Below are 13,677 nucleotides of genomic sequence, written 5' to 3'. Positions count from 1 at the left end.
GGTGCTTGGTGGTTAGTGCTTGGTGGTTAGTGCTTAGTGCTTAGAATTTTTACCTGATACTTCTAGCATTCATTAACCTCGATCCTCGAACAATTCAAACATTGAACTTCGAACCTTGAACTCGGAACTCAGAACTCGGAACTCAGAACTCAGAACTCAGAACCCGAGAAGCGCAAATCTAAGTTATTTCTCACGAAATTCAGGTGAATTCTCCACTTGCTTTTTTTACTTTCGTGCCATGCATGGGATAGTGATAAAATCAACGGGTTCTTTATACACGGTAAGACTGGAGGATGGTAAGAATCTGACCTGCAGGATTCGTGGAAATTTACGTTTAAAGGATTTTGAGGCAACTAACCCGGTAACAGTTGGCGACAAGGTTGAGGTGGAATGGGATTCAGCGCATGAAGTCGGCCATATTATTCGTGTTTTCGATCGTAAGAATTACATCATCCGGAAGTCTGTCAAACTATCCAAACAGGTTCAGATCATTGCTGCCAACGTAGATCGCGCCTGGGTTGTGGCGACTCCTGTTCTTCCGAAAACGTCACTTGGTTTTATTGACAGGTTTCTGGCAACAGCGGAGGCTCATAGTGTTCCGGCCGGAATACTCTGGAACAAAGCAGACATTTACGATGATGATGTCTGGGATTTTGTGAATGAGCTGAAAAATCTCTACGAGGGAATTGGTTATAAAGTACTTGCAGTTTCTGGATTGTCGGGTTTTGGTTTGCATGCTTTGAAGGACGAACTCAAGGGGAAAGTGAATCTGTTTTCCGGACATAGCGGAGTAGGGAAGTCCTCCTTGATTAACGCGCTTATTCCCGGACTCGGTTTGAAAACCTCTACGCTTTCATCTCAGCACATGAAAGGAACGCATACAACCACATTTGCAGAGATGCATGCGCTGCCTGAAGGAGGTTTCCTAATCGATACTCCCGGAATTCGTGAATTCGGTACTATTGATTTTGACAAGTATGAAGTGTCACACTTCTTCCCTGATATTTTTGCTGTTGGGAAAGGTTGTAAATTCAATAACTGTTTGCACACCACTGAAAAGGATTGTGCCGTTAAACCGGCAGTGGAACGGGGCGAAATCGCATACAGCCGGTACGATAGTTATCTCAGTATTCTGAGTAACCAGGATATTTTCAGATAAATATATTTCATGTTTCTTTCTCAGAATTTATCAAGAATCTCATGAGGGTCCTTATTCAACGCGTATCACAGGCTTCTGTCAATATAGAAGGAAATGAAAAAGCTGCGATAGCAAATGGTTTTCTTATTCTTCTTGGAATTGAAGAAGCTGACACGGACGAAGACATAGAGTGGCTATGTGGTAAAATATCAAAGCTTCGTGTGTTCGGTGACGAAAACGGACAAATGAATCTCTCTGTTTCAGATGTTCAGGGAGATTTTCTGGTGGTGAGTCAGTTCACACTACATGCATCCACAAAAAAAGGGAATCGCCCGTCATTCATCCGCGCAGCCCGACCTGAACAGGCAATTCCTTTGTATGAAAAATTTCTATCACGACTTGCACAGGAAAGCGGAAGAAATGTCTACTCCGGAGAGTTCGGTGCCGATATGAAAGTCGCTCTCATCAACGACGGCCCGGTTACGATTTGGATAGACTCAAAGAATAAAGAGTAACGGAAATTTGGAATCGAATGACAGGAGCTTGGGTTAAAAAGTCTGGAGTTCGGAGTCTTGAGTCAGCAAGTTTACAATGCATTCTAAGCACCAAGCACCAACCACTAAGCACCAACCACTAAAAACTAACAACTAACATGGACCTCACCGAAGCACAAGCCCAAGTAGACCAGTGGATCAAAACTCATGGCGTTCGTTATTTTAATGAGCTCACCAATATGGCTATGCTTACCGAAGAAGTAGGAGAGGTAGCCCGAATTATTGCCAGGAAATACGGTGAGCAATCTTCAAAAGAATCGGATCTTGGAAAAGATCTGGGCGATGAACTTGCTGATGTATTGTTTGTGTTGATCTGTCTGGCCAATCAAACCGGCGTAGATCTGACCGCCGCATTTCAGAAAAATCTTGAAAAAAATCAAAACGGGATTCTGAACGTCACAAGCAAAATCCAAAATTGGATTAATTCCTGAAAGAATTCTACGATTCCTCACTGTAATGCCTGACACTTCTCTGACAATGTGTAATATATACAGTAATTATGTATCTTAATCCCGGCTTTTCCGTGCTTCATGGCCGGTAGAAATAAATCGTATGAAAAAAAGAATACTCCTTTCAGGAATCTGTCTGATGATTTCAGCTATTGCTTTTTCATCAAATCCGAAACAATGGATTTCGGCAGATCATTCTACATCTCAGAAACTCAGCGCAAGTCTTGTGCAACAATCCGGTGATGAGACTACAATCGCTTTTCATGTTCCCGGGTTTAACCTGCAAACAGTTTCCACTGCGCAGGGTATTTCGCATCAGATTGATGCGGAAAATGCAAGTCATTTATTGATTGCAGGAGCTCCTGATGTTTTGAAAATGGCGGTATCGGTTATCATTCCGGATGCTGCAACAATGGATGTGCAGGTGATTGCTTCTTCCTATCATGAATACAACAATATTCATTTGCTCCCTTCCAAAGGAAACCTGAAAAGAAATCAGGATCCGTCTGCAATTCCATACACATACGGACCGGCATATTCAAGCAATAGCTTTTATCCGGGTACAATCGCTGAACTAAGAGATCCATATATTCTTCGTGATTTCCGTGGACAAACCATTGTCGTGTATCCTTTTCAATACAATCCTGTCACTCGTGTATTACGTGTGTATGATCAGCTTACTGTCAAAACAAGTCCGGTAACTTCTTCTGTTTCTCTGAATGCATTCTCACGTTCCCGTCAACCACAACCTAACGATATTTTTAATCCGATTTATTCCAATCGTTTTATCAATTACAACCAGACTCAGTACGTGCAAACTGCTGAAACAGGTAGTATGCTGGTAATTTCAGATCCTTCCCTGATGGCTACTATGCAGCCTTTTGTTGACTGGAAAAACAGAATGGGGCAAAAAACAGAAATGGTAGATGTAAGTACCATTGGCGTAAGTCCCACAGCGATCAAGACATTTATAACAGATAAATACAATACAGATGGATTGACGTTTGTTCTGCTGGTTGGTGATGGTCCGCAGATTCCTCCGTATCCTACAGGAAACGGAGATTCAGATCCATCTTATGGTGATATCCTTGGTAACGATTCCTATGCTGAAGTAATTGTCGGTCGTTTTTCCGCGAATACTCCTGCTGAATTGGAAACGCAAGTTCAGCGTTCCATCAGTTATGAAATGCATCCCGACCCAATGGGGCAATGGTATCACAAAGGAATTTGTGTAGGGTCAGACCAAGGACCTGGTGATGACAACGAAATTGATTTCGAACATGAAAGAAATATTCGTCTGAAATATCTGGGCTACACCTATACCGATGTTGATGAGATTTACGACGGCAGTCAGGGTGGAATGGATGTTTCCGGTGATCCGGGTCCACAGGATCTTGCAGATGCTTTCAATTCTGGTCGCAGTGTACTTACGTATACAGGACATGGAAGTCAGAACAGCTGTGGAACAACCAGCTTTAGTTCAGGTGATGTACAGAATCTCACAAACGAAAACATGCTTCCATTCATCTGGTCAGTTGCCTGTGTGAATGGTGATTTTAACAATGGAAGTTGTCTTGCGGAAGCACTGATGAGAACCACTACAATTTCTGGTGCTCCGATTGGAGCGATCGCTACCTTGATGTCAACAATCAACCAGAGTTGGGATCCTCCAATGGATGGACAGGATGAAATGGTGGACATTCTTGTTGAAACTTATCCTGGAAATATCAAGCATACTTTTGGTGGAATTTCTGTCAATGGCTGTCTTCACATGAATGATCAGTATGGAGCTGCAGGAGTGGAAATGACAGATACATGGACATGCTTTGGAGATCCAAGTATCACAGTGCGGACTGCAACTCCTGAACCGATTCCGGTAGCCCACGATGCAACAATTGATGAAAATACCTCAACTTGGGTGGTGCAATGCAATGTTGATCAGGCATTGGTTTGTCTCAGTCACCATAATCAGATCGTAAGTACAGGATATGCGCTGAGTGGTTCTGCCTATCTCACCATTCCCGGATTGACCATCGGAGATACACTTGATGTTACCGTTACTGCGTACAATCGTATCCCTTATTTTGGTACTGTGGTAGTTGTTGCAAATGGTACTACTCAGGTCGGATCTGTTAATGTTAATAATCTTGGTTTGACAGCAAGTCCTGCCGGTGCTAATCATCCGTCATTGATTTCTTTCCATTTGCCCAAAGCAACGACTGTATCCATGAAAATTTATTCATCTACCGGACAACTCGTGAGCCGCATTTTTGAAAATCAAAAGTTTGATTCAGGCAACCATCGTATTTCACAGGATGTATCCGGCCTCAGTGCAGGAATTTATTTCGTGAAAATGCAAACCGGAGAAAATGAAAGTATCGCAAGAATGATTGTTGAGTAATCTCATCAACCAATCTGATAATTTTTGATCTAATGATCATCTAAGGAGTGGAGCAATCCGCTCCTTATTCATTTCTGCCCGGCTTCTTGCCTTTGTTCTCAGGGAAAAAATAACGCAGATCCAGAGTCAGGTAATTGCCAAGCAATTTCTGATCGGTAGATTCGTCCTTCCCACGAAATTTGTATTCAACTTTTGTGAGATAAATAAAAGAAAAGGGACGATGATAAGATGCGCCAAGATAGATGAAGCCACTTTTTTCTGTTCTCCATTCCCAGCCAAGATTCGCAAGAACGGAAGCCTGAAAAATATGGTTTCGGAAAGATACATGCTGAAAATATTCGTCATAGGATTGCACATTGCTCGCGAACATATCCGCGCTCGGTCCCATGGATGCATTCATGAATAATTTTTCACCGAGCTGAATATAGACCAACAGATTCACCGGTATTTCATATCCTATAATTCTGAATTCAGAGGTTCCTTTGAAATCACCATCCGTAATGATGAGGTCGTACTTTCTTTTGACATAATTAATTCCTGTCTCAAATGCAAGCAGTTCGGAAAACCCATGACGTACCACCATTCCTCCGCAGAAACCGGATTTTAATTCTACATCAAAATTTACCTGATTCGAGGAAGTGCTTTGTTTTCCTGTGCCAAGAAATGAAACAGGAAAAATAGGTTTGTACTGGATTCCTACTGTTGTGATTCCTTTTTGTGCTTTCAACGGTGTGGTTGCAAGCATGAAAAAAAGAAAATACACTGATAGCCTGTGAAATGAATTCGGAAAAGAAAAGGAGTACTTGACCTTCATCAAAGTGTTTTCATCTTATTCAGGAAGCTCATGAGAGCGATCCAGTATTCCTGATTGTCGGGTGCGACAGACCAGAGTACTTTGGAGCCATGATTCCCCGGAGTTTTTGGGATGTATTGCACTTTAATTCTCGAATTGACATCCTTGAGCAAGTCGGTGACGGCATCTGCTTCCTGAAGTGAAGAGGTCGCGAATAAAGGTTTATTCAGATTGCCTATACTTTTCGAGATGTAATTCGGATCGGCGAAATATTCTCCCGGACTAAAAACTGCAACACCCAGCACTTTATTGTTTGTCGCCGCAATTTTTAATGCAAGGGAAGCGGAGTAGGAGCTACCGATGACGATGATGTTTTTATTGTATTTATCATAAAGGAAATCAATGGCTGCTTCGATGTCTTGTTCCGCATCTGTATTCAAAGGAGTTTTGCCGGCAGCTTTTGCTCTTTCGGCAGTTTCATTTTTTATTCCGTTCACGGCATCTCCTACACGTTGGTCGATGGCCAGACAATTAAACCCGAATTTGTTTAAACGCAAAGCCGTTTCATTGTATTCTCCGCGGCTGAATTTATTCTGATGACACAACAGGATGATCGGCATCTCGCTGCTTATAGGGTACCAGTCCGCGGTGATTTGCAAACTGTCTTTTGAAGGAAATGTCACTTTCAATTGGGCAAAGGAATCTTGCGAGAGAACTGAAAAGAAAAGGAAAATGATCAGGAAGAGTTTATTCGCTTTAAACATATGCTGGTCTGTGAATTGAATGGGAAAGGTATAAAAATTTGCAGCAGCAAAAAAAAGGGGTTCATGAGCATTCCTTCAAATATCACAGCAGCCTGAAGTTCAGGAAATATCATGACCCACTTACGACATACATAAGTTCATTAACCGAAAATTTTCAAGATTTTATGGAATCAGGTACACACCATGCTCTATGCTTTAAATACTCAAGCCATGTTTACAGAAAAAAAAGCAAAGACAGCCTGGGAAGATGTCCTTTTTGAAAACAGGAATAAAGCCTATGGTGCTTATGAATTGAGAATGAACTATGACCGGCGCCTTACCAAATCTCTTCTTTTTATGTTGCTGGGACTTACCGCTCTTTTTTTTATACCACTTGCGATCAGTAAAATCTTTTTCCGGGAAGAAATCGCCCGGGCCAGGCCAAACGATGAGCGTCTGTTTGTTTCGGATAATTTTTATGTAGATATCCCCGCTCCAAAAGTGATCCCGCCTGAACTTAATCACAGGACGATTCAACCGAAGCCACAGGTCGACGAAAATGCATTCAAACCTGTAGTAAATGTTCCGGCACCGAAGATTGAACCAATTTCACCGGCCATAGGTTCCGGAACAGGAACCGCAACTCCCACTCAACCTCTGATCGGTAGTCCGACCGGAATCGCTACAAATCCTCCACCGAAAATTATTGATAAACCTCTGAACATCGCTTCTGTTGACGTACAACCTGATTTTCCGGGCGGTTTATTCAAATTTTATGAATTCCTGAAAAATCACATACGTTATACTCCTCAAGCCAGAGCGGCAGGACTGAATGGAAGGTATTATGTAACCTTTATCGTGAATGAAAACGGAACCATCAGTGATGTGGAAATGATGAAATCTATTGGTTATGGTCAGGATGAAGAAGTACAGAAGGTTTTGGCCTCTTCCCCGGTATGGAAACCCGGAATCAGTCAAACCAGACCTGTTCGGACACAAATGGTGCTCCCGATCAGCTTTAATCTTCTTCAATAATAATTTCAAAGGCTCGTTTAGACTAACACGACAATGTTTAAAAGTAGGGGCATGTTCCAGCCTGCATGGGAGCTCAGTCCCTACTTTTGTGAGTTATTAATATCCAAACCACTTTATGACCTACGGACTCATCCTGCAGATCACTCAAAACCTTGGCGCAGCCTCGGACTCGCTTGCTCAGGCTGCAACGACAGCTGTTACTCCTCCTGTTGAGCAATCCATTTCTCTCTGGGATATGGCTGTAAAAGGCGGGCCCATCCTCGTTCCAATCGCGATTCTTTCAGTGATGGCATTCTACATCTTTTTTGAAAGGCTGTTTACTATTCAGCGTTTCTCAAAAATTGATATGAATTTCATGAACCAGATTCGCGATTACGTCCACAGTGGAAATATCGACGCTGCAAAAGCGCTCTGCAAAAACACCAGCAGTCCGGTTGCACGTATGATCGAAAAAGGACTGATGCGTCTCGGAAAACCTGTAAAGGAAATTGAAGGCGCGATAGAGAATGTCGGGAAACTCCAGATCTACATGATGGAGAAAAACCTCAACATCCTCGGAACTATCGCCGGTATCGCTCCGATGTTCGGATTCCTTGGTACCATCTTCGGTGTAATCAAAATCTTCTATCAGATCGCTCTTCAGAATTCTCTTGAGATCAATACAATTTCAGGTGGTCTCTATGTGAAAATGATTTCCAGCGCGGCAGGTCTGCTTGTCGGTATGATCGCTTACGCAGCTTATCACTATCTCGTTCACATGATCGACAGGGTAATCAATAAAATGGAAATTAACGCGGTTCAGTTTATCGACCTGCTTGAGGAGCCGGTGAAGAACTAGTGCCTGGTGGTTGGTGCTTAGTGGTTGGTGCGGGAAGGAAATTTGAATGTGTGACACACTAATTTAACGTCCCTCGCCCCCCGTCCCTCGTCCCCTTTTCACCGTCCCTCGTCCCCTACAAAATTCAAAAATAAATAATAACAAAAATGAATCTCCGAAGAAGAACACGAGTAGTTGGTGAAGTGTACAGCGCTTCCCTGAATGACATCATGTTTTTTCTGTTGTTGTTCTTCCTCATCACGTCTACGATGGCGACACCGAACGTGTTGAAGCTCTTGCTTCCTAACGCCAAGAGCAGCACGCAATCTGTGAAGCACCCGCTCACCATTTCAGTTACTGCCGATTTGCAATATGCGATTAACAATACTCCCATCAGCGCGGACGAACTGGAAGCGGCCATTAAAGTGAATATAGCAGGACAAACCGATCCGACAGCTTTGTTGAAGGTTGACAAATCGGTTCAGGTTCAAAACCTCGTTGACCTTCTCGATATCGGGAATCGTTTAAAAATTAAAATGGTGCTGGCCACTCAATCCTCCAAGCAATAAGCTTACTATGGATGCAACCATCCGTTCAAGGTCCATTATTATTTCAGTAGCGATTCACTCGGTGCTGTTTCTCATCCTGCTTTTTGTGATGGTGAAAACACAAATTCCTCCCTTCCCGGAAACAGGCGGCGGCGGCGGAGTGATCGTGAACATCGGATATGTGGATGAAGCCGGTGGTGAGATTCAACCGATGTCGGAAAATATTACCGAAGACCCTTCACTCACAAAAGCAAAACCTGCCGTTCAACCGGAAGAAAATTTTGCGACACAGGATCTGGAAGAATCCGGTGTGGCCAGAGAAGTAAAAGATCCAAAGAAAGTAGATGTACAAAAAGTCAAGCCAACGGTTACAACACCAAAGGAAAATAAACCCGTGGTTGAGCCTGTAAAAACTGTTGATACTCGTTCACTGTATAAAGGAAAATCCAACAACAGTACATCACAGGGAACCGGCAAAGGTGCAGGTGACCAGGGTGATCCGCAAGGAGATCCAAACTCACGGTATACAGGTAAAAACGGTAGTGGCAATGGACCCGGAATTGGTCCGGGTGAAGGTCCCGGTCAGGGTCCCGGAAAAGGTGGTGGTGTGAGCTTTAGTCTGGCTGGTCGCAGAATGATTCGTACACCACAAATCAACGACCGCTCCCAGGAAACCGGAAAGGTTGTTGTCGATATTACTGTAGATAAAAATGGTGAAGTAACTGCTGCTGTTCCGGGAGGTCGTGGATCTACGACAACGTCTTCCTATTTATATAAACTTGCACGGGAAGCTGCCATGAAAGCTAAATTTAATGCCGGTCCGGATGACGCGGATATTCAAAAAGGGACAATTACCTTTGTTTTTGTAGTGCAATAAATTTCGCGTACCGGTATGTTATCGGACTGCGCGATTTTTTCAAATCGCGGACATGAATTACGAGGAAACCCTGGATTATCTTTTTGCCCAATTGCCGATGTTTCATCGTATCGGTGCCGCGGCGTACAAGGCCAACCTTGACAACACCCATGCGATTTGCGAATTCCTGGATCATCCGGAAAATAAATTTCGTTCCATACACATAGCGGGGACCAACGGTAAAGGCAGTACTTCTCACATGCTTGCGGCTATTCTGCAGTCGGCAGGATACAAGACAGGATTATATACTTCTCCCCACCTCATCGATTTCCGGGAACGCATTCGGATCAACGGTGAAATGATTTCGAAGGATGCTGTTGTTGGATTTGTAGAGAAATATAAAACGCAGTTTGAAAAAGTGCAGCCTTCTTTTTTTGAGTGGACTGTTGGGCTAGCCTTCGATTATTTTGCAAACGAAAAAGTGGAAATCGCGGTTATTGAAACGGGTCTTGGTGGCCGGCTCGATTCTACCAATGTGATCACGCCGCTTTTATCCGTCATCACCAATATCAGCTGGGATCATGCCAACCTGCTTGGAGATACATTGAAAAAAATCGCAGCTGAAAAAGCGGGCATTATCAAAAAAGAAATCCCTGTTGTGATTGGAGAGGTAAGAGAAGTAACAGCAGTTGTGTTCACCGACAAAGCTGCTTCAATGAGTGCTCCTATTGTTTTCGCAGAAGTTCTCCTGCGCGCGGAACAAAAGGAATCTACGGCTCCCGACCGTCAGGTGTTTAGCATTTATGCCGGGAAGCAATTGCTTTTTGACTCACTCGAGATCGACCTTGCCGGACATTACCAGCGTAAAAATATTCTTACGGTCATTGAGTCTGTTTTGAAATTGAATGAAGCGGGATTTAGAATAGAAGAAGAACATATTCGTGCAGGATTAAGCAATGTCCGTGGACTTACCGGTTTGATGGGACGATGGCAAACAATATCTGAATCTCCGCGAATCGTCTGTGATGTTGGACACAATGAAGACGGTATTCGTGAGATTCTGAATCAGCTGGCATTGCTTTCGTATGATCGTTTGCACATTGTTTTTGGAGTGGTCAATGATAAGGATGTCACGTCCATCCTGAAACTGCTACCGGTAAATGCCAAATATTATTTTTGCAAAGCGAATTTACCGAGGGCGCTTGGACAGGAGGAGTTAAAAAATCAAGCTCAAAATTTTGGCCTCAAGGGTGAAGCTTACGATTCAGTTTACGACGCTTTTCTTGCCGCGAAAAATGCGGCGGAGAAATCGGATTTTGTTTTTATCGGAGGAAGTACTTTTGTGGTGGCAGAAATTCTACAGGCATTATCCTGATTTCAATGTTAACGGAGTAAATCTTTGTTCGCGTTTTCGTTTTTCATGATCTGATCAATACGGAGGAAAACTCTCCAGTAGTGTTCCTTGTCCATATTTTCCCAATGAATCACGTTGTAACGGTACTGGTAGATTTGTACCTGGTTCAGAACCATAAGAAATAAAAATGCTGTTCCAATCATGATAGCAGGAATTCGCTTTTTGATTAGCTGAAAGAAATGGCAAAGGAGAAATGCAAAAAACGGGAGAAACTCAATGACCGGGCGCTGACTGAAACTTCCTCCATACCACCACACCGACCAGCAAGAGAGAACATAGATCAGAATGACCAGGAATCCTGAGAGTGTGATCAGCTGCCATTTATTTGTTTTTGCAAAATGCAGAAACCCGAAAAGACTCAGGAATAGAAGCGGAGTATAAATGAACAATCCTTTTTTATAACTGAAAAGAAAATCCATGAAATGCGCTTGCAGTAAGTCCAGATGTTCGGAGCCGTATGTGTACACAAAGAAGTGGCCTGTCTGCCAATAATAGGCGAGGAGCTGAATGCCGGGAATACAAAATAGCAATAGCAGAGACAGTATGAAAATAGTTTTCTTTCTAAGTACAAATGCAATCCCTTCGAGGAGAGCTTTCTTGTTACCTGCAAGAAATGGAAGTGCAAGTACAATGATTCCATTCACCGGACGAATGAGAATGATCCAGGCGAGAAGTGCGACAAGAAGCAGCCACCGTTTTTCGCTTTTGTTTCTGAAAAACTGATCGGCAAGAAAAATAAGAGCGGAAGTGATTCCGAATGAATAAGCGTGTGACAAAGATGCGTCGTCTACTGCATAATAAAACAAATGCGTCCCGAAAGCCATGCAAAGTAAGGTAAGGCTGATCAGTGCGGATTTGATATTATTTTGCTGCAACCACTTTTTCAAAAACCAGAAACCCGCAAGCGTATAAAAAATAGCCGCGATATTGATTGCGACCTGGTAAGGGAAAGAATATCCATCCGCGGGTTGATGAAATACCAGAGCACAGACATGCGCTATGGCGAAGAATGGCAATTCAGCGATGGCTGTACCCGCGAAGTATTTATTGATTGTTTGCTCACCGTATTTTATCCGGTAGTCATAGCGGGAGTAGGGCGGGTAATATTTCTCTTCAATTTCATTGTGAAAACTAAAAGAAGCATCATGGTAAATGAAAATCGCGGGCAAATAGGCGTAATAGCCTTTTCCATCTGTCGCGATGATGTCCTTCCACCTATCTTTTCCCCAATTGATGTTTGAGGCACAGATGATGAAAATTAACCCGATGATCAGGATTTCAAATTTTGCGAAATACTTCAAGGAGAGGAATTGAAGGACTAAGATATTAATTTTAGAAGATACGGGTAACCTACACTCACAAAGCTTGTCAATACGGAGAAAATTGTTCCAAAAAAATTTCTTTAAGTGCTTAAATCTTGTTTTTCAAATTTTCATTTGGAGTTTATGAAAAAATTTAACTGTTCATGAGTGGTAATACTCCAAAACTTCATTAGCTCTTTTTGTGACAAAAGGATTGTACTTCTCAAGTTCACCAATGGAAACAACCATGTTGTTCACTTTTCTTTCAGATGCCAGGTGCCGTCCTTTTGTTGTTTTGATTTGAGGAGACGAATGGCTTTGGTAAGTTCTTCGGATTTTATTTTTTCACGTTTCAATAGCCAGAGAATTTCCAGAAAATCACTTATGTACATGTTTGGAAAAGTAAGCCGGTCAATTTTGTCGATCATAAAATTATCGGGAGAATGTGAGCTAAAGCAAACATGATGTTTTAAAATAAAGCTTACACATTTGTCTCTCAATTCCAGGATTTCTTTTGTTCTGGATTTAGCAGGAATAAATGAAATGCCTTTGAAAAGTTTTACAATTCCCCAGTAACAGGAGTGTTTTCCGTAACAGCTGGTATTGGAACAAAATTCATTTTTGGGTTCCTCGTATTTTCCATCGTCAAATCTTTGATTTTTGCAAAAGAATGAAAGTGCTTTCAGGCTTCGCGGATCCGGTGTTTTGTTGAAGTAGAAATCGATATAAAGAATGTTCCCGTTTAAGCATGGTATTGGGAAGTGGTCTTCTTTTAAAGTATAGATCCCGAATTTTTTGTCGTAGAAATGGTTTTTAATTTCAGCTAATGCCTGTTTCACACGTGGCTCATTTCTGTCGGTCTCCAGATCAGCCAGCAATATCAAAGTCCACAAGGAAGCACTGAAATTCGGTTTGTAATGAAGATAGTCGGGATAATGTTTGTCGGAAGTCGGTAACACTTTCCATAAACCGTTTTCATCCTGTGCTTTGAAGATTTTATCAATCAGAATTTGATTGGGGTTCATGGGCTGCTACTCTTTTCGGTTTTGTCCCTTATTTTTCGTCTGGACACAATTAAATTGATCAGGGTCTAAAAGATAATATGAGCGGTGTATTTTTACAAGGATAAATGTTTTGTTTTGAAGTGGGAGCTACAGGGTTCGAACCTGTGACCCTCCCGGTTATAAACCGGGATGCTCTGTTGTTGCTTTTATGATGGTGAACAAAATGAATTTACTTAAAACGACAAAACCCACCAAGTGGTGGGCTTTGTTTGAAGTGGGAGCTACAGGGTTCGAACCTGTGACCCTCCCGGTTATAAACCGGGATGCTCTGTTGTTGCTTTTATGATGGTGAACAAAATGAATTTACTTAAAACGACAAAACCCACCTTATGGTGGGCTTTGTTTGAAGTGGGAGCTACAGGGTTCGAACCTGTGACCCTCTGCTTGTAAGGCAGATGCTCTGAACCAGCTGAGCTAAGCTCCCATTATGTTCCTTTTTTGATTTGAGCTAAGCTCCCTCAAAAACGGACGGCAAAGATAGCCACTTTTTATTTTTAACAAAATTTCTTTGATTTATTTTAAAAATGGCTGGTTTTAAGGGGTTTAAAAAATTTGGAGAGGAAT

Annotated in this window: 12 protein-coding genes, 3 tRNA genes and 1 pseudogene; 9 read left to right on the top strand and 7 right to left on the bottom strand. The window is 42.4% G+C overall.

Features of this window, described 5'->3' with window-relative positions:
* Positions 1-238 precede the first annotated feature (238 nt).
* The 4 genes and pseudogenes from rsgA (at position 239) to IPP86_05175 (ending at position 4,542) form a co-directional block, all read left to right on the top strand.
* Positions 239-1,159, top strand: a complete 921-nt coding sequence (gene rsgA / locus IPP86_05190; protein ID MBL0137909.1) for a ribosome small subunit-dependent GTPase A — start codon at positions 239-241, stop codon at positions 1,157-1,159.
* A 41-nt stretch (positions 1,160-1,200) separates the two neighbouring features.
* Entirely contained in the window at positions 1,201-1,653 is a 453-nt protein-coding gene (locus IPP86_05185; GenBank protein MBL0137908.1) for a D-tyrosyl-tRNA(Tyr) deacylase, read from the top strand.
* 137 nt (positions 1,654-1,790) lie between these two features.
* Positions 1,791-2,116: pseudogene (locus IPP86_05180) on the top strand (nucleotide pyrophosphohydrolase).
* Positions 2,117-2,244: 128 nt separating this feature from the next.
* Positions 2,245-4,542, top strand: coding sequence for a T9SS type A sorting domain-containing protein (locus IPP86_05175; GenBank protein MBL0137907.1), 2,298 nt, complete (start codon positions 2,245-2,247; stop codon positions 4,540-4,542).
* Between the two features lie 64 nt (positions 4,543-4,606).
* Here IPP86_05175 and IPP86_05170 read toward each other — a convergent pair whose 3' ends face one another.
* Positions 4,607-5,356, bottom strand: coding sequence for an outer membrane beta-barrel protein (locus IPP86_05170; GenBank protein MBL0137906.1), 750 nt, complete (start codon positions 5,354-5,356; stop codon positions 4,607-4,609).
* Positions 5,356-6,099: a hypothetical protein gene (locus IPP86_05165; protein MBL0137905.1), complete on the bottom strand. Its 744-nt coding sequence runs from the start codon at positions 6,097-6,099 to the stop codon at positions 5,356-5,358. Before IPP86_05165 ends, IPP86_05170 begins: the two co-directional genes overlap by 1 nt.
* A 183-nt stretch (positions 6,100-6,282) precedes the next feature.
* On the opposite strand from IPP86_05165, the gene IPP86_05160 reads away from it, so the two are divergent.
* The 5 genes from IPP86_05160 (at position 6,283) to IPP86_05140 (ending at position 10,709) form a co-directional block, all read left to right on the top strand.
* A complete protein-coding gene (locus IPP86_05160; GenBank protein MBL0137904.1) occupies positions 6,283-7,113 on the top strand; it encodes a TonB family protein in 831 nt (276 codons plus the stop codon).
* Between the two features lie 115 nt (positions 7,114-7,228).
* Positions 7,229-7,951, top strand: coding sequence for a MotA/TolQ/ExbB proton channel family protein (locus IPP86_05155; protein MBL0137903.1), 723 nt, complete (start codon positions 7,229-7,231; stop codon positions 7,949-7,951).
* Between the two features lie 146 nt (positions 7,952-8,097).
* Complete coding sequence (locus IPP86_05150; protein ID MBL0137902.1) at positions 8,098-8,499, top strand: biopolymer transporter ExbD; 402 nt, start codon at positions 8,098-8,100, stop codon at positions 8,497-8,499.
* 7 nt (positions 8,500-8,506) lie between these two features.
* Positions 8,507-9,355: a hypothetical protein gene (locus tag IPP86_05145; GenBank protein ID MBL0137901.1), complete on the top strand. Its 849-nt coding sequence runs from the start codon at positions 8,507-8,509 to the stop codon at positions 9,353-9,355.
* 52 nt (positions 9,356-9,407) lie between these two features.
* Positions 9,408-10,709 carry a bifunctional folylpolyglutamate synthase/dihydrofolate synthase gene (locus IPP86_05140; GenBank protein ID MBL0137900.1) on the top strand — a complete coding sequence of 434 codons (1,302 nt, stop codon included), beginning with the start codon at positions 9,408-9,410 and terminating at the stop codon, positions 10,707-10,709.
* A gap of 8 nt (positions 10,710-10,717) precedes the next feature.
* Here the strand turns inward: IPP86_05140 and IPP86_05135 are convergent, their stop codons facing one another.
* The 5 genes from IPP86_05135 to IPP86_05115 all read right to left on the bottom strand — a co-directional run bounded on the left by IPP86_05135 (position 10,718) and on the right by IPP86_05115 (position 13,537).
* Positions 10,718-12,049, bottom strand: coding sequence for a hypothetical protein (locus IPP86_05135; GenBank protein ID MBL0137899.1), 1,332 nt, complete (start codon positions 12,047-12,049; stop codon positions 10,718-10,720).
* A gap of 254 nt (positions 12,050-12,303) precedes the next feature.
* Positions 12,304-13,074, bottom strand: a complete 771-nt coding sequence (locus IPP86_05130; protein ID MBL0137898.1) for a hypothetical protein — start codon at positions 13,072-13,074, stop codon at positions 12,304-12,306.
* 120 nt (positions 13,075-13,194) lie between these two features.
* A tRNA-Ile gene (locus IPP86_05125) sits at positions 13,195-13,305 on the bottom strand.
* A 23-nt stretch (positions 13,306-13,328) separates the two neighbouring features.
* Positions 13,329-13,439: transfer RNA gene (locus tag IPP86_05120), tRNA-Ile, on the bottom strand.
* A gap of 23 nt (positions 13,440-13,462) precedes the next feature.
* Positions 13,463-13,537: transfer RNA gene (locus IPP86_05115), tRNA-Val, on the bottom strand.
* Positions 13,538-13,677 lie beyond the last annotated feature (140 nt).

Source organism: Bacteroidota bacterium (assembly GCA_016720935.1).
Classification (GTDB): domain Bacteria; phylum Bacteroidota; class Bacteroidia; order AKYH767-A; family 2013-40CM-41-45; genus JADKJP01.
The sequence above is the reverse complement of the archived record's forward strand: the minus strand, read 5'-3'. Positions and strand labels throughout refer to the sequence as shown.